21 protein-coding genes and 1 pseudogene are annotated in these 25,376 nt (G+C 65.3%); 7 read left to right on the top strand and 15 right to left on the bottom strand.

The features are described from left to right. Positions 1-41: 41 nt before the first annotated feature. Together ACSQ9A_RS33945 and ACSQ9A_RS33940 are read right to left on the bottom strand one after the other, a co-directional pair. A complete protein-coding gene (locus ACSQ9A_RS33945; RefSeq protein WP_436307176.1) occupies positions 42-170 on the bottom strand; it encodes a hypothetical protein in 129 nt (42 codons plus the stop codon). A gap of 382 nt (positions 171-552) precedes the next feature. After that, positions 553-756, bottom strand: coding sequence for a DUF2905 domain-containing protein (locus ACSQ9A_RS33940; protein WP_093111088.1), 204 nt, complete (start codon positions 754-756; stop codon positions 553-555). 110 nt (positions 757-866) lie between these two features. Here ACSQ9A_RS33940 and ACSQ9A_RS33935 point away from each other — a divergent pair, with 110 nt between their 5' ends. The 3 genes from ACSQ9A_RS33935 (at position 867) to ACSQ9A_RS33925 (ending at position 6,550) form a co-directional block, all read left to right on the top strand. Next, a complete protein-coding gene (locus ACSQ9A_RS33935) occupies positions 867-1,286 on the top strand; it encodes a TerC family protein (RefSeq protein ID WP_436307175.1) in 420 nt (139 codons plus the stop codon). Positions 1,287-1,462: 176 nt separating this feature from the next. Then, positions 1,463-3,043 carry a flavin monoamine oxidase family protein gene (locus tag ACSQ9A_RS33930; protein ID WP_436307174.1) on the top strand — a complete coding sequence of 527 codons (1,581 nt, stop codon included), beginning with the start codon at positions 1,463-1,465 and terminating at the stop codon, positions 3,041-3,043. A 57-nt stretch (positions 3,044-3,100) separates the two neighbouring features. Then, complete coding sequence (locus ACSQ9A_RS33925) at positions 3,101-6,550, top strand: AAA family ATPase (RefSeq protein ID WP_436307173.1); 3,450 nt, start codon at positions 3,101-3,103, stop codon at positions 6,548-6,550. A 4-nt stretch (positions 6,551-6,554) separates the two neighbouring features. On the opposite strand, the gene ACSQ9A_RS33920 is transcribed toward ACSQ9A_RS33925, so the two are convergent. The 5 genes from ACSQ9A_RS33920 to ACSQ9A_RS33900 all read right to left on the bottom strand — a co-directional run bounded on the left by ACSQ9A_RS33920 (position 6,555) and on the right by ACSQ9A_RS33900 (position 12,076). Beyond that, the gene (locus ACSQ9A_RS33920; RefSeq protein ID WP_436307172.1) at positions 6,555-7,055 is read right to left on the bottom strand and encodes a hypothetical protein; all 501 of its coding nucleotides are present in this window, start codon (positions 7,053-7,055) and stop codon (positions 6,555-6,557) included. Positions 7,056-7,561: 506 nt separating this feature from the next. Then, positions 7,562-8,632: a DnaJ C-terminal domain-containing protein gene (locus tag ACSQ9A_RS33915; RefSeq protein WP_436307171.1), complete on the bottom strand. Its 1,071-nt coding sequence runs from the start codon at positions 8,630-8,632 to the stop codon at positions 7,562-7,564. A gap of 700 nt (positions 8,633-9,332) precedes the next feature. After that, the gene (locus ACSQ9A_RS33910) at positions 9,333-10,784 is read right to left on the bottom strand and encodes a cytochrome P450 (protein ID WP_436307170.1); all 1,452 of its coding nucleotides are present in this window, start codon (positions 10,782-10,784) and stop codon (positions 9,333-9,335) included. Positions 10,785-11,174: 390 nt separating this feature from the next. Beyond that, positions 11,175-11,414: a hypothetical protein gene (locus tag ACSQ9A_RS33905; protein ID WP_436307169.1), complete on the bottom strand. Its 240-nt coding sequence runs from the start codon at positions 11,412-11,414 to the stop codon at positions 11,175-11,177. Then, a complete protein-coding gene (locus ACSQ9A_RS33900) occupies positions 11,411-12,076 on the bottom strand; it encodes a TetR/AcrR family transcriptional regulator (protein ID WP_436307168.1) in 666 nt (221 codons plus the stop codon). The genes ACSQ9A_RS33905 and ACSQ9A_RS33900 overlap by 4 nt, the downstream gene beginning before the upstream one ends. Positions 12,077-12,229: 153 nt before the next feature. On the opposite strand from ACSQ9A_RS33900, the gene ACSQ9A_RS33895 reads away from it, so the two are divergent. Genes ACSQ9A_RS33895 through ACSQ9A_RS33880 form a run of 4 tightly spaced genes read left to right on the top strand, consistent with a single transcriptional unit; the run spans position 12,230 to position 16,939 of the window. After that, positions 12,230-13,033 carry an SDR family NAD(P)-dependent oxidoreductase gene (locus ACSQ9A_RS33895; RefSeq protein WP_436307167.1) on the top strand — a complete coding sequence of 268 codons (804 nt, stop codon included), beginning with the start codon at positions 12,230-12,232 and terminating at the stop codon, positions 13,031-13,033. 27 nt (positions 13,034-13,060) lie between these two features. Then, the gene (locus tag ACSQ9A_RS33890) at positions 13,061-14,194 is read left to right on the top strand and encodes a DUF5938 domain-containing protein (protein WP_436307166.1); all 1,134 of its coding nucleotides are present in this window, start codon (positions 13,061-13,063) and stop codon (positions 14,192-14,194) included. Between the two features lie 7 nt (positions 14,195-14,201). Further along, positions 14,202-15,752, top strand: coding sequence for an AMP-binding protein (locus ACSQ9A_RS33885; RefSeq protein WP_436307165.1), 1,551 nt, complete (start codon positions 14,202-14,204; stop codon positions 15,750-15,752). After that, the gene (locus tag ACSQ9A_RS33880; protein WP_436307164.1) at positions 15,749-16,939 is read left to right on the top strand and encodes a lipid-transfer protein; all 1,191 of its coding nucleotides are present in this window, start codon (positions 15,749-15,751) and stop codon (positions 16,937-16,939) included. Before ACSQ9A_RS33885 ends, ACSQ9A_RS33880 begins: the two co-directional genes overlap by 4 nt. A gap of 99 nt (positions 16,940-17,038) precedes the next feature. Here ACSQ9A_RS33880 and ACSQ9A_RS33875 read toward each other — a convergent pair. From ACSQ9A_RS33875 to ACSQ9A_RS33840, 8 genes and pseudogenes are all read right to left on the bottom strand, one after another. Continuing rightward, positions 17,039-17,509: pseudogene (locus tag ACSQ9A_RS33875) on the bottom strand (aminotransferase class I/II-fold pyridoxal phosphate-dependent enzyme); the annotation flags it as partial. A 327-nt stretch (positions 17,510-17,836) separates the two neighbouring features. Then, positions 17,837-19,882, bottom strand: a complete 2,046-nt coding sequence (locus ACSQ9A_RS33870; RefSeq protein ID WP_436307163.1) for an acetoacetate--CoA ligase — start codon at positions 19,880-19,882, stop codon at positions 17,837-17,839. 2 nt (positions 19,883-19,884) lie between these two features. Further along, positions 19,885-20,871 (bottom strand): Bug family tripartite tricarboxylate transporter substrate binding protein, encoded by a 987-nt coding sequence (locus tag ACSQ9A_RS33865; protein ID WP_436307162.1) that lies wholly within the window; start codon positions 20,869-20,871, stop codon positions 19,885-19,887. A 146-nt stretch (positions 20,872-21,017) separates the two neighbouring features. Then, complete coding sequence (locus tag ACSQ9A_RS33860; protein WP_436307161.1) at positions 21,018-21,929, bottom strand: helix-turn-helix transcriptional regulator; 912 nt, start codon at positions 21,927-21,929, stop codon at positions 21,018-21,020. A gap of 124 nt (positions 21,930-22,053) precedes the next feature. Next, positions 22,054-23,073 carry a Bug family tripartite tricarboxylate transporter substrate binding protein gene (locus ACSQ9A_RS33855; protein ID WP_436307160.1) on the bottom strand — a complete coding sequence of 340 codons (1,020 nt, stop codon included), beginning with the start codon at positions 23,071-23,073 and terminating at the stop codon, positions 22,054-22,056. 67 nt (positions 23,074-23,140) lie between these two features. After that, the gene (gene dmpG / locus ACSQ9A_RS33850; RefSeq protein ID WP_436307159.1) at positions 23,141-24,208 is read right to left on the bottom strand and encodes a 4-hydroxy-2-oxovalerate aldolase; all 1,068 of its coding nucleotides are present in this window, start codon (positions 24,206-24,208) and stop codon (positions 23,141-23,143) included. A gap of 11 nt (positions 24,209-24,219) precedes the next feature. After that, positions 24,220-25,173: an acetaldehyde dehydrogenase (acetylating) gene (locus ACSQ9A_RS33845; protein WP_436307158.1), complete on the bottom strand. Its 954-nt coding sequence runs from the start codon at positions 25,171-25,173 to the stop codon at positions 24,220-24,222. Then, positions 25,166-25,372, bottom strand: a complete 207-nt coding sequence (locus tag ACSQ9A_RS33840; protein ID WP_093111107.1) for a 2-hydroxymuconate tautomerase — start codon at positions 25,370-25,372, stop codon at positions 25,166-25,168. Before ACSQ9A_RS33840 ends, ACSQ9A_RS33845 begins: the two co-directional genes overlap by 8 nt. Between the last annotated feature and the right edge of the window lie 4 nt (positions 25,373-25,376).

Genomic DNA, 25,376 nt, shown 5'->3' with positions numbered 1-25,376 from the left:
GGCTAGCCTACGGCATGCACTCGAGGCATCTCACCAACGCCTCACTTGACGAAGTTCTGCTCGCAGTTTTCGACTGTCTTCTTCAGGTTGGAGCGGTGCATCGCTTCTGCTAGCCGCGCATCCCGGTCGAGCCAGGCCTTGGCCATTCGTAGGTGGTCCAGCGTCAGCAATCGTCAATTGTTCGCGACTCATGGCGCCCACTCGCATGCGCGCGGAGCTGAAAAGCGCTGCCGCGTGGCGCTGGCGCTAGTGCGCGATGAGCAGGATGTCAGAGGCAACAACTCGACTTCTCGGGAACGGTCACCCGCGAAGGTCGTTGATGGCCCGAGCGCCGCCAATCGAGGGCTGCAGAGAAAGGACCGATATCGCACTGCGTCTCGGACATTGCTAACCCGATGTTGTGGAGAAGTGGTGCCATGGTCCAGGCCGATCTGGCCACCTCGGGAATACAGCAGTGATTTGCCAACCGCGCCGCGAGGCGCTGGCTGGCGTGGAGAGCACGCGCAGCCAGGTGATCTTCAGGGAGGAGATCCCGCCTTGAGGGATCGAAGCCTACTTGCGCCACCACCACCAGACGACGAGGCTCAGGACGATCGACACGATCAGCGAGGTCATCAGCGGAAAATGGAAGCTGAAGCTTTCACGCTCGATCGAGAAATCCCCCGGCAGGCGCCCCCACGGCAGCCGCGACAGCCAGGGCCAGGCAAGGCCCGCGACGACGAGGAGCACGCCCAGCGCAATGAGCAAGCGTTGCATGCGGCAATACTAGCGCCGGGCGGCGCCGAGCGGTAGCGGCCCGGCCGGGCCGCGGGCATGGTCAGCCCGCGGTGTCTTTCATCGGATTCAGGCTCCTCGAGGAGTGCGACATGACTCACGGCCCGCTGGTCTGGGAAGTGACGATCGCCCTGATCGTCGCCCTGCTGCTGTTCGACTACTTCTTCCACATCCGCACGGCGCACGTGCCCACGCACGCCGAAGCCGCCCGCCGGTCGGCCGCCTACATCGGCGCGGCCGTCCTGTTCGGTGTCATGGTGTGGGTGCTCGGCGGCACCGAGCCCGGCACCCAGTATTTCGCCGGCTACCTGACGGAGAAGGCGCTGTCGGTCGACAACGTGTTCGTCTTCCTGGTGATCATGTCCAGCTTCAAGGTGCCGCGCGAGGAGCAACAGAAGGCGCTGCTGATCGGCATCGTGATCGCGCTGGTGGCGCGCACCGGCTTCATCCTGCTGGGCGCGGCGCTGATCGAGTGCTCATCGAAACCTAGCTCCTGCGGCCGGCGTCGCTGACGGTACTTGCTGCCGGAGCCATTGCCATCGCTGAACAATCGCGTAGCGGCCAAATGTAAGTACGATTTCGTAACATCTGGTTCCACAAGAGTGCGAAAGTCCGCGTTTTAGTCGCCCTGGCCGTACGATCTGCGTCACGCATACCTCACTACGGCAAACCGGTCCGGGAGGCACAGATGACGGAATCGAATACGGCAGAGGCAATTCAGCCAGACATTGTCGTCGTTGGCGCCGGCATGGCCGGTCTGTACTTCGCTTGGCGGATGCTCAGGCACAAGCCTACGACGAAGATCGTCATCCTGGAAATGCTCGATCGCCCCGGCGGACGGTTGGATACCGATCTCGTCGTCATCGACGGCACCTTGGTCAAGAACGAAGAAGGCGGCATGCGCTTTGTCGATAGCATGAAGAACTTGATGTGGCTGCTCAAGACGCTGGCGCTCGACAAGGACATCATGCCGTTCAACATGGGGGACGACAACAACATCTACTACCTGCGTGGTCGCCGCTTCACCTTTGGCGCCATGGCGACCGATCCCGACCTCTGGAGCACCCGCTACTTCCTGCGTGACCAGGAGAAACAGCGCCAGCCGAACAAGATTCTTCAAGAGATTTTCGACACGGTGCTGACACAGAATGGTGTCGATCCGAAGAAGTGGTATCCGCAAACCCCCGAGGACTGGCAGAAGGTTCGCCTCGAATTCAGCTATCGCGGCTTGCCCCTTTACAAATGGGGCTTTTGGGCATTGCTCGTCGACTTCGGTCTTTCTCAGGAATGCCTGCAGATGATCGAGGACTCGATGGGGTTCCTCGCGTTCTATGACCAAAAGGTCAACGCTGGCGTCGGCTTCCAGACCATGGGTGACTTCGACAAGTTGCCCAACTATCTAACGTTACGGCCCGGCTACGAAACGCTGTCGGACACGCTTGCGCAGCAGATCAAGGAAATGGGAGGAAGGATCCTCCTGGGACATTACGTCGATGCCTTCGACTTCGACGTCACTGACAAGAATCTGCTCAACGTGCGAGCCCATACTGACAACGGCTGGACGACGCGCTTTCTCTGTCCGCAACTCGTCCTCGCGCTGCCCAGCCGTCCGCTCGAGCTCCTCTCCTCGCAATGTCCGGCCCTGCGCGACAACGGTCAGCTCATGGCTGACATCCGGAGCGTCACCACCATGCCGCTCACGAAGATCAACCTGTACTTCAAGGAGCGGTGGTGGTTCGACCGCTACAAGATTGCCGCAGGCGGTTCTTTCACCGATCTGCCGATGGCCCAGTTCTACTGCTATTGGCCCATTGCGGCCAATGACGACAAAGGGCCGGCGTCGATGACGATCTACTGCGATTTCGATCGCACCACATATTGGGAGGAGTTGCAGAAGTTGGGCAAGCCCTTCGCGCCTACCGATGGGTTGACGCAACCCAAGCACACGACGCCGGCCGGTACGTTCGTGGTCGAGCAGGCGATGCGGCAGCTTGCCGAGTTCTTCGGCGACAACGCCTTGCCGGATCCGCTGTTGTCGACCTATGTGCGTTGGGGCTCGCCGGAGTTCGGGGACGGCGATCACTCGTGGGTGATCGGCGCGGACGACAAGGCCATCGCAGCGCGGCTGCAGAACCCGATCAAGGGCAAGGTCTACATTTGCGGTGAAGCGTATTCGGATGAACAAGCTTGGGTGGACGGTGCATTGCGTTCCACGGAAACCGTCCTGCAAGAGTGCTTTGGCCTGCCCGCTTACGATCGTCCTGTGTGACAGTACTGCATTGTCGTTTCTCGGCTTCTTGCGCCACCAGATCACTGGGAGCCGCGAATGCAATGTCCCCGCTGCCAATGTGAAAATCTGGCCGATGCCAACTTTTGTCAGGATTGCGGTGCCAAGCTCGAGCTGATTTGCAGCGGCTGTCATGCCGCGAATGCGGCAGCCAGCAGGTTCTGTCGTAAGTGCGGAACGCAGCTGACTCCGCAACCGGCGGTCGTTGCGGCAACGACGTTTGAACCTTCGCCGTCTGCGCGTCCTGGCGTGTCGACCGAGGCTGTCGCGGCGGATCCGTACGTTCCCGCGTATCTGGCCGAGCGGTTCCGGCTGGGCCACGCAGTACATCTCACGCAGCACGTCGGCGAGCGCAAGATCATCACCGCGCTGTTCGCGGACATCAAGGGCTCGATGGCGCTGCTCGACGGCATGGACCCGGAACTCGCGCGGCAGGTGATCGATCCGGCACTGCGCTTGATGATGACTGCCGTGTACCGCTACGAAGGCTATGTTGCCCAGGCGCTGGGTGACGGCATCTTCGCCTTCTTCGGCGCTCCGATCGCGCGCGAGGATCACGCCCGCCGGGCTCTCTATGCGGCGCTCAGCATGCAGGAGCAGATGAAAGGGTACGGCGCCCGGCTGCTGCGGGAATACGGGCTGCCCGCCATGCAGATCAGGGTGGGGATCCATACCGGTGAAGTGGTCGTGCGTTCGATCCCGACCGACGACCAGCGTGCGGACTATGTTCCGATCGGGCACTCGACGGGACTGGCGGCTCGCATTGAGCACGTCGCGGCACCCGGCGCAGTGGTCGTCAGCGAATCCACCCATCGCCTGACGGAGGGCTACTTCGAGTTTCGCAGCCTGGGCAGCGTCCCGTTGAAAGGCGTCAGTGCGAACGTCAACCTCTTCGAGGTCACGGGCATCGGTCCATTGCGTACCCGCCTCGAAGTGTCCGCCAGCCACGGTTTGGCACGGTTCGTCGGTCGCCAGCACGAGCTCGAACGGATGCAGGCGATGCTGCAGTTGGCCAAGGCGGGCGAAGGACAAATCATCGCGGTCATCGGCGAGGCGGGCGTGGGCAAGTCGCGCCTGTGTCACGAGTTCAAGCTGCTGGCGAAAGAGGGCTGCCTGATCTTGGAATGCAGTTCGGACTCCTACGGCAAGGCGTTTCCCTACCTGCCGTTGATTGACATGCTGAAGAGCTATCTGCAGATTGCGCCGGGCGACGACGACCGCCGTAAGCTGGAGAAGGTGACCGGCCGCGTGCTGGGGCTCGATCGCAGCCTCGATGACACGATCCCCTTCTTGTTGACCCTGTTGGGCGTCAGGGATCCTGCCGCGCCGATCGACAAGATGGACCCGCAGATTCGGCGCCGCCGAACGTTCGACGCAATTCAGCGACTGGTGCTGCGCGAAGCCGTCAACCAGCCGGTCTTGATGGTGATGGAGGACTTGCACTGGCTGGACGCCGAGAGTCAGAGCTTCCTGACGATGTTCGGCCGCGCCGTGGAAGGTGCGCGCATCCTGCTGCTCGTCAACTATCGTCCCGAGTACCAACCCAGCTGGGACGCTGCCACGTCGCACAGCCAATTGCGTTTGAAAGCGTTCGGGCGTGAGGATGCCGAAGCGTTGCTGATCGCCTTGCTCGGAATAGCTCCCGCGCTCGCCGAGCTGAAATCGCTCATTGTCGAGAAGACGCAGGGAAATCCATTCTTCATGGAGGAGTACGTTCAGACCCTGTTCGATCATGGTGTTCTGATGCGACGCGGTGAAGAGATCGTGCTCACCCGCGCATTGGCGACGATCGAGATGCCCGCAACGGTGCAGGGCGTGTTGGCGGCCCGCATCGACCGCTTGGAGCCCGAGCACAAGGCGTTTCTACAGATGCTTGCGGTGCTCGGCAATGCGTCCCCGCTGCGTCTCATCGAGCGTGTGGCGCTGAGTTCCGAAACGCAGCTCCAGGATATGCTCGACCGCCTGCAGAGTGCCGAATTCATCTTCGAGCGAACGGTGTTCCCCGATGTGGAATACGTGTTCAAGCACGCACTCACCCGGGAGGCAGCCTACGGCGAGCTGCTGGCTGACACCAGGCGCATCTTGCATTCGCGTGCGGCGCAAGCGATGGAAGCGCATTTCAGCGATCACCTGGACGATCACTGCAGCGAGCTTGCCCATCACTATGCTTGCAGCGACAACGTGCCGAAGGCGGTCGATTTCCTGATGCGCGCCGGATCGCAAGCGATGCAACGCTCCGCCTACGCTACGGCAATCGATCATCTCAGTTCGTCGCTGACCATGCTGCCGGGACTTGCCGATCCGGCGGGGCGTGGCTCGCGCGAGTTGCAGATTCAATCGATGCTCGGGTCCGCATGGATGGCGACGCGCGGCTTCGCGGTGCCGGAGGTCGCCCAAGCCTACGAGCGGGCCCGCGAACTATGCCAGGACACCACCGATAGCGCCGACCTCGTTCGGGTGCTTTCAGGATTGGGGTTGCTGTACATCAATCGGGGTGAACTGCGGTTGGCGCGCGATATCGGCGAGCAACTTCTGGGCTTGGCCGAGCGCAGGCTGGAAACCGAGCTGTTTGTGGGCGGCCACGAATTGCTCGGACTCACGTTGCTTCGGGTCGGCGACCTGATCGATTGCAGGTCGCATATGGAGCTGGCGGTTCAGCGCTACGAGGACGTGCACGATCACGCACTGCGCGACAGCCTGGGCCGGGATCCGAGGATCTCCTGTCTTGCCTTCGGGGCGCTGGCGCTGTGGCTGTTGGGATACCCGGATCAGGCGGTTGCGGGCGTTGCGCAAGCGCAGCGGGCGGCGCATGCGGCAACGCCTCGGCACCCGTTCAGCCTCGCGTACGCGATGGCTTCATTGGCATGGGTCCATCAATTCCGCGGCGAAGCGTCGCTGGCTCTGCAAGCGGCCGAAGCGACGACCGAATTCGCCACCGAGCAGGGTTTCCCGAGCTGGCTCGTCCACGGCCTGATCGTCCAAGGATGGGCCGAGGCCGAGCTAGGCAATACCGAAAGCGGATTCACCCACATCGAGCAGGCGCTGTTAGCGTACAAGGCTACCGGTGCCAAGGTCTGGCAGCCGCTATTCCTGCTGTTGCAGGTTCAGGCGCTCTCGCGTGCCGGACAAATCGCCGAGGGACTGGAATCGGTCACCAAGGCGCTGGGCCTCGCCAGCGAGATGGGTACGTATTGGTGGGAGGCTGAGCTCTTTCGCGTCAAGGGAGAATTGCTTCTTGCCCTCTCCACGGAAAATGCCGCCGAGGCGCAGACCTGCTTCGAGCGCGCTCTTTCCATCGCCAGGAAGCAAAGCGCCAAGTCTCTTGAATTGCGCACATGCGTCAGCATGGTCCGGTTGGCGCGTCTCCATGGCGGGCACGCGCAGGCCTTGCTCGAACTTGCCTCCGTGTATGAATGGTTTACCGAAGGCTTCGATGCGGCTGACTTGATCGAGGCGCGCGAGTTGCTTGGGAGGGCGGGGCAAGGCTGAGCCTTCACTGATACTCGTCGCTCACGTTGCGTGCGGAATGGAAAGCCACGACACCCCAGTTCCGCGCTCCGGGGGCGGTGGATTTGTGCCAAACCCCGGGCGGAACGACGTGCCATCGATTTTCCAGTACGGCTGGGTTGCCTTGCCCATAACGATCCACGCGCCAGCCGTCCGTTGTCTGGACGTGCGTTTCCATGGCGCCATCCAGGGCAAACAGATACTGCGTGCTATTCACATGCCGCTCGATGCTTGCGCCGCCGGCGCCGCGATTCACCACGACTCTGACGCTACCAATCGCCGCGGGCACTGGGCACCCAAGACACGAGAGATCCAATGCTGCAAAGGCTTCGGCAATGTTCGGGTTCTGCTGCAATTTCTCGCGGGCATCGGCGGCCGCCTGCCGCAGGACGCACAACACGTCGGGACGGCTCGCGAAGCGGTCCAGTTCTTCGGTGACCGGTCGTACCTCCGGGGTGATGCTCTGGTTGTTGGTCGGCTGCGCCATGGGGGATCTGCTTCTGACTTCGATGATATGCCCAAGTTCTTGAAGGACAGCAGGTGCGAAGCCCATATTGAGCAGATGCCTCGCACGTGCAGTCCGCCATATTCGGCAAACTCCGTCGGTAGGCGCTCGAGCACCGGCGACTGAGTATCAAGGTTGGGGCCGGTGAAGGAAACCTGCGTCAAATCCATTTCTACACTCATTGTTGCGCGCGGCGACGCGGATTCAGGTGGCGGCGGCGACCGTCCGCTTCTGGCTGCGAGTCCGGCCCTAACGGTGGGGAAGACTGTGCCGCGGCACCAGACCCGTTGCCGCCTTTCGAGCTGTCAGTCTGAAGGTCTGCAATGTCGACGAGAGAGGTCTGCGGTTCAAGATCTTCAATGGACGATGAGGCGCCTGGGCTATTGCGAGTGTCTTGAGAAAACGGTGCAATGTCATTTCGTTCCCTCACTAGCCCGCGCGCCCGGGGGGCACGGTCCGCGGTCCATTGCCGGCTCAGCTACCGCCGTCTACAGGCCTCGTTCCCAGGCGCGTAGCCCCCGATTCCATGCGCGAAGGCGGTCGTCCAATGCTTCTCCGCCAGCGCCCGAGCTGGTGGCCGAGAGCTGGTCGAGCAGGATCTGCTGATCGGTGCTGAGCTGCGGAAATATCGGCGCCAGCGTGACCAGCTGGTCGCCACGCGTGCCGCGGCACTGCACCGGGAAGCCCTGGCCCTTCAAGCGGTAAGACAGCCGGTCGCGGCTCAGCTGCAGCGCTTGGAAGCCGGTGACGGTCGGCACCTTGACCTGCCGATTGGCGATCCACGCGAATCCATCGACTGGCATCTCGCATCGAATGGTGCCGTCGTCGTCGAGCTTGAAGAACGCGTGCTCCGACACCTCGACGCGAATCTCGACGTCGGCGGGAGGGCCTTCGGCTCGCACGCGCCGTCCGTCGACATGGAGCAGATCGCCATCGCGCACGCCGTGCGGAATGCGCACGTTCATCTTGTAGCCGCGCGGCGCCTTCTTGCCGACCCCGCCGCACGCCGCGCACGGCTGCCTCGCGATGCCGCCGCCCAAGCAAGCCTCGCACTCGGTCACACCGGCGGGCCAACCGAAAAAGGAGCGCTTCGGGATCGCGCCCGACCCCCCGCACCGAGCGCAATTCCCGCCCATCACCTGGTGCCCGGCGCCCGCGCAGGTGGCGCAGATGTCGGTGACCTTGCCCCGCAGCACCTTGATGCAACCGACGGCCGCTTCCTCCAGAGTCATCCTGACCTTGCGGTGCAGGGGCCGGCGCTGCCGTTCCGTGCCGGCCGCGCGGGATGCCGTCGTAGCTTGGTCGGCGTCGAATCCGTCGGGGGTGTTGTTGTCCGGCGCGCCGGGCGTGTCGACGTCGGCGTTCGCCCGGGCACCGAATCCGGCGCGGCGGATCTCTTCGAATGCCTGGTTGATGCGCTGCATCTTGGCAACAGCACCGGCGCTGTCATTGCGGTCCGGATGCCATTGCGAGGCGAGCCGGCGCCATGCCGCCTTCACCTCGCGCTCGGTCGCGTCAGGTGCCAATCCCAGTTCGGCGAAAGCGTTCTCGGTGCCCAAATCCAAAGACCTTGTTCAGGGAAGCCGTCCAAGATGGAAGCCCATGGAGGCGGCGGCCTGTTAGCGTGAATGTTATCCGAGGGAGCGGCATGCAAGCCGTGTGCCACGCGCGGCGAGGCCACGCTGCGCTGAACAGTCGCGGTTCAAAATACGTGCGGCGCGCCACGTTGGTTTGTGCAACGTGCGAACGCCGCCCCGGGAGGTCCGAGCGGGCCGCGGCCCGTTGGTCCCGCGCATCGACGACACCGACTTGCGTCTCCATGGGGTGGCCGACAAAGGGCCGCATAAAGCTCGGAAGCACCCTCTCGTGCCGTGCTCTTGCGGTCGAACCCGGAGCATTGGAGGCGAGGGCGCTCACACGCCCGCACCTTGGATGGTTTCCTGTGCAACCGACGGACAGGTTTTCGGATTCGATGCGTTTGCGCGGATGACGGTCGGCCGTTAGGCCGGAGTCTGAACTGAAGCTGGAACTATCGAATGACCGCCTGCATCGCAAGGGGACATTCGAGTCAGCGAGATGAAGGTCCGCAAGTGGGCCGACAGTTCGAGTTCGCGGTCCAGGCTCGAAGGTCAGCTTCCGCTTTTGCAGCGACCACCGCCGAGACTGCGCGGGGCCGACGCACACGATGCCTACGCATCGCCAAGGTAACGCCGCGCTGCCGACTGGCCAACGCCCTGACGAGGAGGCGAGCGCGATTTTTCAGGCCTCAGCGTTAATGCCGTGCTCGCGCACATTCATCTTCAATCCCACCGGCGCCATGGCCAGCTGCAGCAGTTCGCGCGGCTCCTTGCCGTCGGCCGTGCTCACGTTTTGGATGTCGAAGCGACTCAGCAGAACCGCCATCGCCATCTTCATTTCAACCAAGGCCAGGTAGCGCCCGGGGCAGATGCGCGGGCCAGCACCGAAGGGCATGGAGATACGCTTGGCGGCGCTGGCGTTCTGCCCGGGTTGGCCGTCGGCCAACCAGCGTTCGGGGTTGAAGCGGCCGGCATCGCGAATGTGGGATTCACTCACCGCGTCGCGCCGCATGACCGCGATCACCACCATGCCGGCCGGGATGTGCACGTCACCCAGCGTGGTGTCGCGCAGGGCTTGCATGGCGTTCTGCGGAGCCACGGGCTTCAGGCGCATGGTTTCGTGGGCGCAGGCTTCCACATAGTCCAGTTGACCAATCTGGTCGACGGTGGGCGGCTCGCCATCGGCGCACACGCGGCGCACCTCGGCGGTGGCCTCGGCCAGAGCCTGCGGGTTTTGCCATAGCAAGTGGATCATCCAAGCCAGCGTGTTTGCGGTGGTGTCTTCTCCGGCCAGTAGCATGGTGAGCACGTTGCCTGCCACTTGCTTGTCGTCCATCCCACTGTCGGGTTCGTCAGCGGCAACCAGCATGGCCTCCAGCAGGTTGGATGGGTGCTCGCGCAGGGCCGGGTTCGCCTGTAGTCGCCTGCGCCCTTGCGCAATGAAGCCGTCGACCGCCGCATTCACCTCGGCCACGCTGCGCACCAGAGCGCGATCTTCGACCGACGGGAACCAGCGCCACAGCGGAAGTGGCGCGAAGATGCGCTTGAACACGGCCGGAAAGATGCGGTTCAGGTGTTTCTGAATCACATCTTCGTCGCTTTGCAGCGTGTTGACCTCGGCGCCGAACGCCAAACCGGCAATCGCGTCCACTGTGAAGCGCATCAGATCGGCCTGCAGATCAATGGTGGTGCCATGACGCGCGGCCTGCTGCCAGCGTTGGGCCAGGCGCAGTCCAACGCGCTGCAGTGCGGGGTGATAGCGCTTCACGTGACCGGGATCGAAGGCGGCCATCACCATGCGTCGCTGGCGCCGCCAAGTGTCGCCGTTGGCACCAAACACACCACCCATAAGACCGAGTTCCGTCCAAACCTGTTCGAGCTTGGTGGTACGGCGAAAGCCGTCGGGGCGGTCACGCAGGGCTGTGGCGATCAGTTCATGGTCTCCCACCACCACCGCGCGGCGAGGGCCCAGGCGCAGTTTGAAGATCGGCCCGTGCTCCTCGCACCACTGCTCAAGTTGCAGGTGCAGCCGAGTGGAGTCGATCTGAAGCAGGTTGCCGAACACCGGCACACCGTGTGGGCCGGGCAAGTCGTCGAACTGGCGCAGCCGGCTCGCCGCGGTGGGCGTATTCATAGCGTTGCTGGCCGCCACGAGCGGCGCAAAGAGCGAAGGTCGTGCAAAGTGGCCATCCTTAATCGGATTGATCAAGTATTGGGCAGTTTTGAGAGCTCGGCAATCGACAATTGTGATGATAGAGGTAGCGCATGCGCCCGGTCACGCGAGAATCTGGTTGGGCCCGACTATCAGCCGCCAAGGCCTTGAACGCTCCAGGCAGACAGTCCGCTTCGCTGCATAGCTGTCTTCAGACTGGCAGCGGTCATTGACGATCATCTACCCGTGCAAGTCCAGAGCCAAGGCTAAAGCGTAGGCTTAAGAATGATGTTTTGTACGAGGCCAGCAATGACCTCGTCTGCCGTCACAGGCATGACGATTGTCGAAGACGGATGCGCGGCAGTGTTCCGCTTATCGATCTTCTTGATCAATGTCTTGGCGGCGGACACTAAAGATCTGAGCGCTCTTTGCAACCTCAACAACCTGACCTTCTTTCAAGTCCTCGAAGTCCGACTGCTTGTTGACGTGGCTTTTCTTCGGGTACGTGATCTTGAGCTGCTTTGCCCAGCGCTGACATCCCGACGCGGCAGCTGCCGCGAATACCAACAGCCTCGAGCGGGGGGGGGCATGCGAGATGACTTCGTGCTTCACGCTGTGTTCAGGCGCTTACGCGCCAGTGCACTCCGGCGCGGCTTAACCGGAAGCTCGACGCCGACAAGCCGAGACACGACCAGCCGAACGTTCGCCTGCATCGCCGCCACCGCCTTCTTGTCCCCCGACAGGTATTTCAACAGGCTCTGCTGGAACAACCCGTCGAACAACGCATAGGCCACGCTGCTCGGCACCCGCACCGGTTCGCCGGTGATCTCGGCAAAGCGTGACATCACGCGCCAGATCATCTTCTCCAGGCTCTTGTCGATCTCGGCCACGTCGGCGCGGAACGCTTCCTCGAACAGCGACTGCGCGCGCAGGTCGTACCAGAGGCGGTGCATCGGCGCTTCCTTGCGCAGCGTGTCACCCAGCGCAGCGACGAAGCCGTCGAGCAGTTCGTCGTAGGTCGTCGCCGTGGCCGTGACTTCGTCATAGCGCTTCACGCAGCGCGCCTTGTACTGGCGCACGCTGCACAGGATCAGGTCGAGCTTGTCTGTGAAGTAGTAGTGCAGCACGCCGTGCGAGAACTCGGAGTTCTGCGCGATCTCGCGCAGGCTGGTACGGGCATAGCCGAGTTCGGCGAGCGTCTGCAGCGCGGCTTCGCCGAGCTCGGCGCGGCGCTCGGCGAACTTGTGGTCGCGGGGCTGGGGAACGGTGGCCATGCGGCGATTGTAAGGAGCACTTCGCGCGTCGCACCAGTGTCGCAATCCGCGCGTCTTGACACTTGTCCAAAACCCGCTTGACAGTTGTCAAGACGACTCCTAGGATCAATTTCCATTTCCTTGACGACTGTCCAAATCAAACAGGAGACATCCATGAACAAGTTCGACCTGAGCGGCCGAAAGGCCCTGGTCACCGGTGGCGCGCGCGGCCTCGGCGAAGGCATGGCGCAGGCGCTCGCAGCCGCAGGCGCGTCGGTGATGATCGGCGACGTGCTCGCGTCGCTCGGCCGAGATGCGGCGGGCAAGCTGTCAGCCAGCGGCGCAAAAGCCGGCTTCGTGCAGCTCGACGTGACGAAGGAAGACGATTGGCTCGCCGCGGTGAAGGCCACCGTTGACACGCTCGGCGGCTTCGACATCCTGATCAACAACGCCGGCATCGAGGTCACTGCGCTGGTGACCGAAATAGACCCCGCCGACCTGCGCCGCATGCTCGACGTGAACATCGTCGGCACCGCCCTCGGCCTGAAGCATGCGTTCCGCGCAATGCGGCCTGGCGGCACGGCGGGCCAAGGCGGTGCGGTCGTCAACATCTCGTCGGTCGCGGCGACGATCGCGTTCCCGGCGATCGCCGGCTACTCGGCCACCAAGGCGGCCGTGGACCGGCTCACGCGCGTGGCCGCGATGGAGTCCGGCAAGCTCGGCTACGGCGTGCGCGTGAACTGCATCTATCCGGGCCTGGTGCCAACCGAGATGGGCATGAAGCTGGCCGCTGACGTGGTCGCCGCGGGCCTGTTCGCATCCCCCGAAGCGGCGGTGGGCTCGATCATCGAGCAGACGCCGGCAGGCCGCCTCGGCGAGGTCGCCGACATGGCCGATGCGGTGGTGTTCCTGTGCTCCGACGCGTCGCGCTTCATCACCGGCGCGGGCCTGCCGGTCGACGGCGGCATGGGCATGTAAGACCAACCAACCAGGAGCGAGACAATCATGAGCAAGCCCAAGAAACCCGTCGTGGTCTACGGCGCCTCCGGCTACACCGGACGGCTTGTGTGCGAGTACCTGCGCGAGTACGGCATTCCGTTCATCGCCGCCGGTCGCAGTGCCGACAAGATCCAGGCCGCGATGAAGTCCAACGTCGCCGGCATCGAGACCGCGAGCTACGAAGTGGTCGAGGTGATCCACACCGTCGAGGCGCTGACCCAGCTGTTCAAGGGGGCCTCGGTCGTGCTGAACACCGTGGGCCCGTTCGCCAAGTTCGGCCCCGAGGTCGTCGAGGCCTGTCTGGCCGCCAAGTGCCACTACACCGACACGACCGGCGAGCAGGACTGGCTGATCACGCTGGACCAGGAGTACGGCGCGAGGTTTGCTGCCGCCGGCCTGCTGCTGTCGCCGGGCCTGGCGCAGATGTACACCACCGGCGAGATCGCCGCGCAGCTGTGTCTCGAGACGCCGGGCCTGGACACGCTGGACATCGCGGTTTTCTGGGGCGGCAGCCCGACGATCGCGTCGACGCAGACGATCCTTGTCAATGCGGCGATGGCCAAGGCCTACTACCTCGAGCAGAACCAGTACGTCGAGCATCAAGGCGATGCAGGCCTGTACAGCCTGACGATCCCGGGCCAGCACGAGGCCGCACTCGCGCTGCCCTGGGGCGGGACCTCGCACCCGGTGTGGTTCAAGAAAGACCCGCGCGTGTCCAACGTCAAGGTGCTGGGCGGCGTGTTCAACAAGCCGCTGATGCTGGGCGTGCCGCAGATCGTGGCCGCCGCGTTGAAGGCCACCGAAGACATGAACGCCGACGATCGCTACGCCGCGTTGGCGAAGACGGCCGCCGGTGTGATGAACACGATGCCGCCGCGCGAGAACCCGCGCATCAACAAGTCCGTCGACTCGGTGCATGCCTCGGGCCCGCTGGCGCGCGCGCACTGTGTCATCTTCGGCAACTGCAACTACAAGCAGACCGGCATGCTGCAGGCCTTCGCGGCGGCCTCGCTGCTGCAGCAAGTGCCGAAGCGCGTGGGCTTCGCGTCGGGCTGCCAGGCCTTCGGTCACCACGAGCTGCTCGGGGCCTTGCGCAGTTTCGGCCTGGTGCAGGCGCCTGTTCTGACAGTGCACACCTGACGTTGCAATGCGTTTGATCGACTACCTCGACAAAGGGGCGATGCTGGGCGAGGACTCGCCGTGCCTGACGATGGGCACGGCGGATCTGTCGTACGGCAACGTGCAGCGCATCAGCCACCGCGTTGCGCACGGCCTGCAGCGCTCCGGCATTGCCGCCGGCGACAAGGTCGCGGTGCTGTCGAGCAACGACGCGACCGCCTTCGCCTGCGTCTTCGGCATCTCGCGCGCGGCGGCCGTGTGGTGCCCGGTGAACCCGCGCAACGAGGCGGCCGAGAACCGTTTCGTGCTCGATGCCTTCGATTGCGCGGCGCTGATCTTCCACAGCGCCTACGCGCCGATGGTCGAGCAGATGCGTGTCGACTTGTCCAAGCTTCGCGTGCTCGTCTGCATCGACCAGCCCTGCGCGTTCGCGCCGTCGCTGGCGCAATGGCTGCAAGGCGTCAGCGACGCGGCCATCGACATCCCGCCCATCGACGACCTCGCGATGATCGCCGGAACCGGTGGCACCACCGGCGCACCCAAAGGCGTGATGCTGTCGGGCCGCAACCTCGAGACCATGAGCGCGCTGACGCTGATGGGCTACCCGTTCGACGGCCGGCCCTCGTACCTGGCGCTCGCGCCGCTGACGCACGCGGCCGGCGTGCTTTGCCTGCCGGTGATGGCGCTCGGCGGGCGCGTCATCATCATGCCCAAGCCTGACCTCGGCGAGTTTCTCGCGCTGATCGAGCGCCACCGCATCACCCACACCTTCCTGCCGCCGACGCTGATCTACATGCTGCTCGAACATCCGCAGCTCGCGCAGACGAAGCGCGATTCGCTGCAGTGCTTCTGGTACGGTGCTGCGCCGATTTCCCCCGCGCGACTCGATGACGCGCTGACGAAGATCGGCCCTGTGATGGCGCAGCTCTTCGGCCAGACCGAGGCGCCGATGATGATCTCGATGATGGCGCCGCGCGAGCACTTCAACGCCAACGGTTCGGTAGCCAAGCAACGCCTGGCGTCCGCCGGCCGGCCCGGGCCGCTGGTGCAGGTGGCGACGATGAACAGCGAAGGAGCGCTGCTGCCGCGCGGCGAGACCGGCGAGATCGTGATCCGCAGCTCGCTGGTGATGATGGGCTACTACAAGGACGCGGCCGCGACCGCCGAAGCCGGGCGCTTCGGCTGGCACCACACCGGCGACATCGGCCGCATTGACGACGATGGCTTTCTCTACATCGTCGACCGCGCGAAGGACATGATCATCACCGGCGGCTTCAACGTCTATTCGGTCGAGGTCGAGCAAGCGCTGATGCGGCACCCTGACGTGCAGGACAGCGCGGTGATCGGCCTGCCTGACGACAAGTGGGGTGAGAAGGTCGTCGCGGTCGTGCAGCTGCACGCCGGGCGCAGCGTGCGGCCCGACGAACTCGTCGCGTTCGTGAAGGCACGCATCGGCAGCGTCAAGGCGCCCAAGCTTGTCGACATCTGGCCCGACCTGCCGCGCTCCAAGGTCGGGAAGGTTTTGAAGAAGGACATCCGCACCGAGATGCTCAAACGCTTGACCGAGGCGGCTCGATGAGCAAGGCGTTCGTCGCGGGTGTCGGGATGATTCCGTTCGCGAAGCCGGGAGGCAGCGATCCGTACGACGTGATGGCCGCGAAGGCCGGCCGGCTCGCGCTGGCCGACGCCGGCATCGTCTTCGAGGCGCTGCAGCAGGCCTACGTCGGCTACGTCTACGGCGACTCGACCAGCGGCCAGAAGGCGGTCTACGCACTGGGCATGACCGGCATCCCGATCTTCAACGTCAACAACAACTGCTCGACCGGCTCGACCGCTCTGTTCCTCGCGCGCCAGGCGATAGAGAGCGGTGCGGCCGAGTGCGTGCTGGCGCTCGGCTTCGAGCAGATGAGCCCGGGTGCGCTTGGCACCGTGTTCAACGACAGGCCCAGCCCGTTCGAGGACTTCGACCGCGAGGCCGAGGCGCTAGTCGGCATGCCCGAGCTGCCGCTCGCGCTGCGCTATTTCGGCGGCGCGGGGCTCGCCCACATGCAGAAGTACGGCACGCCGCTCGAGGCCTTCGCCCAAGTGCGCGCGAAGGCCAGCCGCCACGCGGCGCGCAACCCGCTCGCGCTGCTGCGCAAGGAGTTGTCGGTCGACGATGTGATGGATGCACCGATGCTGTGGCCCGGCGTGCTGACGCGCCTGATGGCGTGTCCGCCGACCTGCGGCGCGGCGGCTGCGGTGCTGGTCTCGGAGAAGTACGCGAAGTCGCACGGCTTGCGCACCGATGTGTTCATCGCCGCGCAGGCGATGACGACCGACCGGCCCGACTCGCTCGAGAGCCACGACATGATGAACCTCGTCGGCTACGGCATGAGCCGAGCAGCGGCGCGCAGTGTCTACGAGCAGGCCGGCATCGGCCCCGAAGACCTCGACGTGGTCGAGCTGCACGACTGTTTCGCACAGAACGAGTTGATCAGCTACGAAGCGCTGGGTCTGTGTGCCGAGGGCGGGGCCGCGGCATTCATCGCCGCGGGCGACAACAGCTACGGGGGCCGGGTCGTGACGAATCCGTCCGGCGGCCTGTTGTCCAAAGGCCATCCGCTGGGTGCGACCGGCCTGGCGCAATGCTTCGAGCTGACCCATCAGCTGCGAGGCAGCGCAGAACAGCGTCAAGTGCCCCGCGCTCGTATTGCCTTGCAGCACAATCTGGGCCTCGGGGGCGCTTGCGTGGTGACACTGTATCGGTCACGGTCACCCCCGTGATAGAGCTGGCGTGATGGGCTGGCAGACCTTCGTGCGGCACGCGTGTTGACGGATCGGCATCTTCCGAGTGCTGATGTTGACCAGCATGTACTGGCGGCCTCAGTACGAGTAGGTGCCAATCACCTGCTTCACTTTTTCCAGCGCTTCCTGGAGAGTGTCCAGAGCTACAGACCCGAGTGACAAGCGGATCGCATGGGGCACGTGGACAGACGTCGCAAACGGTTCGGCAGTCGACACCGCTACGTGCTCGCGCATGAGCGCCATCGCTATCTGGTCGGCTCGAACCTCTTCTGCCAGCAGAAGCCAGAGAAAATGGGAAGCCGGATGGCGAACGCATCGGAGCCTGGCAAGCACTTCGCTGGCCATGGATTGCCGAATCCTCGCATCGTGGCGTTTCTCTGCCTCCAGCCGGGTGACCGTACCATCGTCGAGCCAGCCGCAGGCGATCGCCGTCATCACGCCGAGGGTGTTCCAGATGGAAGCCCTGATCGTTCGCTCCATGGCAGGCACCCACTGCGCGGGTGCAGCGACGAATCCGAAGCGCAGCCCGGTGGCTACGCGCTTGGAAAGCCTACGCGTTCTAGCGCACCTTGCGTCGAGCCCGCTTGTTCGATGTTGGTTGCTGCGCTGCCCGCGGCGCGACGACGAAGCCTTGCGCCGGAGAGCGAAACGCCCGCGCGTCGCACGAGCGAGACCTCGCGGTCGATCTGGGGGTTTTCTACGCGGCGCCAGCCGATGCCCGCACCCGCTGTCCTTGCCCGAGTTCGAGGTCGCGCTGTACTGGCACGACCGCTACCACCGCGACCCGGCGAACAAATGGCTGCGCGATTTCATCGTCCAGCAGTTCGCGGCGGACGGCGGCGCGACGCCTTGACCGCTCCGCGTCAAGCGATGCGCCTATCGGAATCTCGGCGCCTTCGCAAAGTCCACGAACCAGTCGATCAGGTGCGGCTGTGCCAAGGCATCGCGCTTCACCACCGCATCCAGCGGATGACCCAGCAGCAGCTTCTTGATCGGCAGCTCGAGCTTCTTGCCGCTGATGGTCCTTGGAATGCCGTCGACGGCGAAGATCTCATTCGGAACATGGCGCGCCGACAGGCCTGTGCGCAGCGCCTGGCGGATGCGCTGGTCGAGCGCCTCGTCGAGCCTTGTGCCAGGGCGCAGCTGCACGAACAAGGCCATGTAGGACTCGCGGCCGAGGTACTCGAGGTCGACCACCAGACTGTCGAGCACCTCGTCCAGAGCTTCCACGACGCGGTACAGCTCTGCCGTGCCCATGCGCACGCCCTGGCGGTTGATGGTGGCGTCCGATCGCCCGTAGATCACGCCGCCGACGGCGTCGCGCCGGGGCACCAGCCGGAGCCAGTCGCCGTGGCGCCAGACCTCGCGGCCCTGCGCGTCCTGGAAGCTGCCGAAGTAGCTCTCGGTGTAGCGCTCGTTGCCCGCGTCGCCCCAGAAATGCAAAGGCATCGATGGCAACGGCCGCGTGCAGACCAGCTCGCCCACCTCATCCATCACCGGCTGGCCCGCGTCGTTCCAGGCATGCACGCTGGCGCCGAGCGTGCGGCACTGCATCTCGCCCAGATAGACCGGCAAGGTCGGCAGGCCGACCAGAAAGCCGCCGGCGATGTCCGTGCCGCCGCTGACCGTGTTGAGCCAGATGTCGGCCTTCACCGCTTCATAGAGCCAGCGGTAGGCCTCGGGCGAAAGCGGCGAGCCGGTCGAACACACGGTGTGCAGCGCACCCAGGTCCGCGACCTCGCGCGGCACGACGCCGGCCTTCAGGCACGCGTGGTGGATCGCCGCGCCGACCCCGAGGACATTCACCCCCAGGCGCCCTGCCAACCTCCACAGATGGGTCCAGTCCGGTTCGACGCCGGCGCCGGTGACCGCGCCGTCATACAGCACCAGCGTGGCGCCACCCAGCAGGCCGAGGATGTGCGCGTTCCAGACCATCCACGAGGTGTTGACCGCCCACAGCACGCGATCTCCGGGGTGCAGGTCGTTGTGCAGCACCATGTTGACCATGCCGTTGGCCAGCACGCCGCCGTGCCCGTGCACGATAGCCTTGGGCAAGCCGGTCGTGCCCGAGGAATACAGGATCCACAGCGGATGATCGGCGGCCAGGGGCAGCGGTGCCGGCACCGCGTCCTGCGACACCGCCGTCTGCCAGCTCACGACGGCGCGCTGCGCGGCCGCCGCCGGCAGTGGGGCCGAGGGATCGAGGTGCGGAACCCAGACGATGCCACTCACCGTCGGCAGGCCCGCCAGGATGCCGTCCAGCACATCGCGCCGATTGAATGGCTTGCCGCCGTGGCGGTAGCCGTCGACCGCGACGAGCACCTTGGGCTCGATCTGGCGGAAGCGGTCGACGACGCTGACCGCGCCCATGTCGGGCGCGCACAGTGACCAGACGGCCCCCAGGCTGGCGGCAGCGAGGAAGGCGACCACGGCCTGCGGGATGTTGGGCAGGTAGCCCACGACCCGGTCGCCCGGACCGACGCCGAGTTCCTGCAGCGCCTGCGCCATCGAGGCCACCTGGCGCTGAAGATCGGCCCAGCTCAGCGATCCGGCGCCTGCCGCTTCGCTTTCGAAGACGATGGCGGGCGAGTCAAGACCGGCATGGCGGAAGACCTGATCGACCAGGTTCAGGCGCGCGCCCGGGAACCACTCGGCACCCGGCATCGTGTCGGCGCCGAGCATGCGCATCGGGGGGGTGCGCAGCGGCAGGTCGAAGAAGGCCAGCACGGCCGACCAGAAGCCTTCGGCGTCGCTGACCGACCATTGCCAGAGTGTCTCGTAGCTGTCGAAGACGAGGCCACGCTCGCGCGCCAGCCAATCACCGAACCGGGTCACCAGGGCTCGCCGCCGGCGCTCCGCCGAGGGCGCCCACAGCGGGGCATCGTCCGCCGCAAGTGCGGCTTCGTTGTCCAACTTGCGCATGTTCAGGACTCGGCCGTGAAGCCGATGCGCTTGATGTGGGCGCGCCATTCATCCGTCTCGGCGCGCAGGCGTTCGGCCAGCGCCTGCGGCGTGGACGACTTGGCCGTCATGCCGAAGTCCGCCAGGCCGCGGGCAAAGTCGGGCTGGGCAACGGCCGCCTGGATAAGCCCGGCGGCACGCTGCACCTGGGGCGCGGGCGTCCTGGCGGGCACGAAGATGCCGAACCACTCGGTCAGGTCGATCGCATAGCCCTGCTCGCGATAGGTGGGCAGTTCGGGCACGAAGGCGTTGCGCGTGGCGCCCGAGACCGCCAGTACGCGCAGGCGGTCCGACTTCAGGTGCGGCAGGAAGCTGCCCAGCACGGTCGAGTAGGCCGCGACCTGGCCGCCCAGCAGATCCTGCAGCCCGGGCGCGTCGCCTCGATAGGCCACGTGGGTCATCTCCACGCCGGCCATGTGTGCGAGCAGGCTGCCGATCAGATGCGGTGTCGAGCCCGAGGCGGGCGAGCCGAAGGTGGCCTTCGCCGGTTCGGCCTTGGCCCAGGCCAGGAAATCCTTCAACGTCTTCACGCCGGCCGGCACCGCGGGACCGACCGCGAAGGCGAAGGAGAAGGTGCACACCAGCGACACGGGCTGCACGTCCTCCGGCGCATACGGCAGCTTCTTGTAGGTGAACGGATAGACCGAGAACGGGGCCGGCGGCGACAGCAGCAAGGTCGCCCCGTCCGGTGGACTGGCCTTGAGGGCAGTCACCGCGATCTGCGAGCCCGCGCCTGGCTTGTTGTCGACGACGACCGTGGGCGCGTAGGTGTCGCGCAGCTTGTCGGCCAGCCGGCGCGCCACGTTGTCGGTGCTTCCGCCGGGCGGAAAGCCGACCAGCAGGCGCACCACGTCAGGATGCTGCTGCGCCAGGGCAGCGAATGGCAAGCCGGTGGCGCCCATCGCGGCCAGGGCGCCCAATTGCGAAGTGAATCCGCGGCGGGTGGTCATATCGTTGTCTCCATGGTTTCCAGTCGGTCGAGGCTTGGCGCTCTGTGGCGCGCCGCCGATTGGAGACCGGGGAGTCGACCGGTTCTTGCCGTCCTTGTCGGAATCTTGCGGTTTTGAGGGTAAGTCCCAGGCGGCCCGCGATTCCGTCAGGCGCCTTGGCGGTAGGCCGTTGGCGTCACGCCCCAGTGTCGCTTGAAGGACTGCGCGAAGTGCGCGGCCGAGCGGTAGCCCGTGGCCTGGGCGATCTCGGCCAGGGGCTTGCGCGTGCTGCGGATCAGCCGCGCAGCGGCTTCCATCCGCCGCGCGCAGACGTACTCATGCGGCGTGGCGCCGAACGAGGCCTTGAAGGCTCGCGCGAAATGGAAGGGGCTCAGGCCCGCCAAGCCAGCCAGTCGAGCCAACGGCCAACTCTCGTCCAGTCCCGCTGCAACTGCGTCGACCAGCGTGTCCGACTGTCGCCGACTGAGCGCCGGGCCGCAAGCGGGCCCCGGGTCGGCATAGTGTTCGAGCAAGTGCACCGCAATGGCCAGCGCCATATGTTCCGCGAACATCGGCCGCAGCGAGGTGTTGCTGTCCAGCGAGGCGAGCAGCGTTTGTGCGAACGAGGCCAGCACCGGGTCGCGCCGGCCGAAGCAGCTTCGCAGCCGGACCTGGCCACCCGACGCGCGCTGCAGCCAGGCGGGGTCGAGGTTGATGTGGATGTTGTCTCGTGTCGCCGGGCTGCGCCAGAAGCTGGGCCGTCCGGCCGGCACCAGCAGCGCGTCGCCAGGCCGCCACGGGCCGGTACCGACTTGCGACCCGTGTCGCTGCAGCAGCGCTGTCGGGGTCGAGCGCCGCAGCAGGATGCTGTGACTGCTGAGCGGCGGGACGTACAGGTCTCCCGCGGGTCCGATCTGGTGCCACACGAAGAGGCCGCGCCACGTGCGGCCGTCGCTCGAGCGGTGAACCTGGTGAGGAGCCGCCTGCCACGGCTCATCCACCAGCGAAGATTCGACCGCGGACCAACGCGCAGCATCGAAGCCGGGCAGATGGCGCGAACCGGCGGCAATCTCGTTCATCGACGTGTCTCCAGGTTTCGGGCAGCGCGCGTAGACCCGATTCTGGCGGATTGCGATTCGGAGCCTCGCGCTTGGCGAGTCTCACCGAAACAAGGCAGCTTGCAGCCAAGCCGGCGCGACGCTGCTATTCCGGCTTGATGTTGAGTTTGTCGAGCACGCCTTGCCAGGTCCTGCGATCGTCTTCGATGTACTTGGCAAGCTGGTCGGGCGTGCCGGGCCGCGGATAGGTCCCCAGCTCGCGCGACTTGGCGACCACATCGGGCAGCAGCAGCGCTTCGCCCATGTCCTTGTTGAGCTTGGCGAGGATGGCAGGATCCACGCCCTTCTTCGCGATCACCGCGAACCAGCCGAAGGCCACGGCGCCCGGCACCGTCGAAGTGGCCAAGGGCAGCTGCTCGAGGCCGGGTTCGACGCGGTCGCTCAGCGACGCCAGAATCCGCAACTTGCCGGCCTGAACGTTGCCTGCGACAACGTTGTAGGTCTCGACCATCATCTTGGTCTGGCCACCGAGCGTGGCCTGCATGGCCTGGGCGCCACCCGGGTAGTGCACTTCAAGGAACTGCGCGCCCGACTGCAGGCCCAGCAGCGCCGAAGCAAGGTGCGGCGCGGTGCCGCGGCCGTTGTCGGCCACCTCGATGCCCTGTGGCTTGGCCTTTGCGGCAGCAATGAACTCGCCGAGCGTCTTGTAGGGCGAGTCGCCCGGAACGGCGAGCACGAAGGGCGCCACGGCCGCCAGGGTGACCGGCACGAAGTCGCGGTTGAAGTCGTAGCTCACGCCCTTGATGGTGCTGGGCGCGACAGAGATGGCCGAGCCCTGGACGAAGCCGAAGGTGGTGCCATCGGTCGGCCCGGTCAGGAGTGTGTTCATGCCGATCACCCCGCTGCCGCCCGGCTTGTTGTCGACCACCACCGATTGGCCCCACTTCTGGGTGAGCTTGGCGCCGACGAAGCGGATCAGCACGTCGGGCGCAGAACCGGCCGGGAATGGGACCACGAAGCGCACCGGCTGACTCGGCCACTTCGCGGCAGCGGACTGCGCCTGCGCCTCGGGTATCACTGCGACCATCGACACTGCGAGTGCGAGTGCGAGTGCGAGTGCGAGTGCGAGTGCGAGAAGCGATCGGCGAAGGTTCATTCGATCCATGGAAGTCTCCTTGTTATTTCTTTGAAAAATTGCCAGCAGCTGTGGCAATGCGCGAACGGTCGAAGCCTCAACCAGCCTCACTCATGCTGGGCTGCTGGTGGATGCGCTCGTGCTCCATACCCTTCAGCAGGTCGAGCGCCACGTCGACGATCATGTCTTCCTGACCGCCCACCATGCGACGCCGTCCCAGTTCGACCAGGATGTCGACGGTCTTCAGGCCGTACTTCTTGGCGGCAACTTCCGAATGCCGCAGGAAGCTCGAGTACACGCCGGCATAGCCCAGCGCCAGGGTCTCGCGGTCCACACGCACCGGTCGGTCCTGCAGCGGGCGCACGATGTCGTCGGCCGCGTCCATCAGCTTGTACAGGTCCGTGCCGTGGTTCCACCCCAGGCGCGCGGCTGCGGCAATGAACACCTCCAGGGGCGCATTGCCCGCGCCGGCGCCCATGCCCGCCAGGCTGGCATCCACGCGGTCGCAGCCCTCTTCCACCGCGACGATGCTGTTGGCCACGCCCAGGCTCAGGTTGTGGTGCGCGTGCATGCCCGTCTGTGTCTCGGGCTTCAGCACCTCCTTGAACGCGCGGAACCGGTCGCGCACGTCGTTCATGCTCAGCGCGCCACCGGAGTCCACCACGTAGCAGCAGGTCGCCCCGTAGCTCTCCATCAGCTTGGCCTGCTGCGCCAGCGCCTGCGGCGTGGTCATGTGGCTCATCATCAGGAAGCCCACGGCCTCCATGCCGAGGTGGCGCGCGTACTCGATGTGCTGCTTCGAGATGTCGGCCTCGGTGCAATGCGTGGCCACGCGAACGATGCGCGCGCCCGCGTCATAGGCCGCCTTGAGATCGTGCACGGTGCCGATGCCCGGCAGCAGCAGCGTTGCGATCTTGGCGTGCTTGGTCACGCTGGCCACCGCTTCGATCCACTCGAGGTCGGTGTGAGCGCCGAAGCCGTAATTGAAACTGCCGCCTTGCAGGCCGTCGCCATGGGCGACCTCGATGGAGTCGACCTTGGCCTCGTCGAGCGCCTTGGCGATCTGCCTGGCCTGCTCCACGCTGTACTGGTGGCGAATGGCATGGCTGCCGTCGCGCAGCGTCACGTCGGAGATGTAGATCTTCTTGCTAACGTCGTGGCTCATTGCGGCCTCCTTCAGGCGACCACCGCGGCGAGCATCCGCTCCGCCATCGATTCGGCGGTGCGCAGCGCAGCGCTGGTCATGATGTCGAGGTTGCCCGCGTAGGCCGGCAGGTAGTGCGCAGCGCCTTCCACCTCCAGGAAGATGGAGGTCTTCAGGCCGTGCATGCGCACGCCAACGCCGGGGATGCGGATCGGGTGCTCGGCCTCGATGCGGTCGAACTGCACTTTCTGCTTGAGGCGGTACCCCGGCACGTAAGCCTGCACGTCGGCGGCCATGCGCTCGACCGACTCGGCGATCAGGTCCTCGTCGGCGAACTCGCTGAGCGTGTAGACCGTGTCGCGCATGATCAGCGGCGGCTCGGCCGGGTTCATCACGATGATGGCCTTGCCCCTGGCCGCGCCGCCTACCACCTCGATGGCCTTCGACGTGGTCTCGGTGAACTCGTCGATGTTGGCTCGTGTGCCGGGGCCGGCGCTCTTGCTGGAAATGCTGGCGACGATCTCGCCGTAGTGAACCTTGGCCACGCGCGAGACGGCCGCCACCATCGGAATGGTGGCCTGGCCGCCGCAGGTGACCATGTTGACGTTTGGCGCGTCCAGGTGCGCTTGGCCGTTCACCACAGGAACGCAGTACGGGCCGATCGCCGCGGGCGTGAGGTCCACCAGGCGAATCTCCGACTTGAGTTCACGCAGGAAGGCATCGTTCCTGACGTGCGCACCGGCCGAGGTCGCGTCGAAGACGATGTCGATGTCCGCGAACACCGGCAGGCGCGAGAGGCCTTCCACGCCCTCATGGGTGGTGGCCACGCCCAGGCGCGCGGCACGCGCCAGGCCATCGGAGGCGGCGTCGATGCCGACCATGGCACCCATTTCGATGTGGCGGCCGTGGCGCAGGATCTTGATCATCAGATCCGTGCCGATGTTGCCGCTGCCGATGATGGCAGCCTTCAGCTTGCGATCAGCCACGGTGTGCCTCCTTGGCGGCAACGCCCTTGGGAACGCCACCGACGCCCCAATGCGCGGCCGGCACTTCCTGCAGGATCACGCGAATGGATTCGCGCGGGGCTGCGGTGGCTTCGACAGCAGCATCGGTGAGCCCGCGGATGAGGGCGGTCTTCGCCTCTGCACTGCGGCCCTCTATCAGGGTGACCTGGATCAATGGCATGTTC

The sequence above is a fragment of the Variovorax sp. LjRoot290 genome (assembly GCF_964253985.1).
Classification (GTDB): domain Bacteria; phylum Pseudomonadota; class Gammaproteobacteria; order Burkholderiales; family Burkholderiaceae_C; genus Variovorax.
Note: the sequence above shows the minus strand (reverse complement) of the source record. Positions and strands in the feature narration are given on the sequence as shown.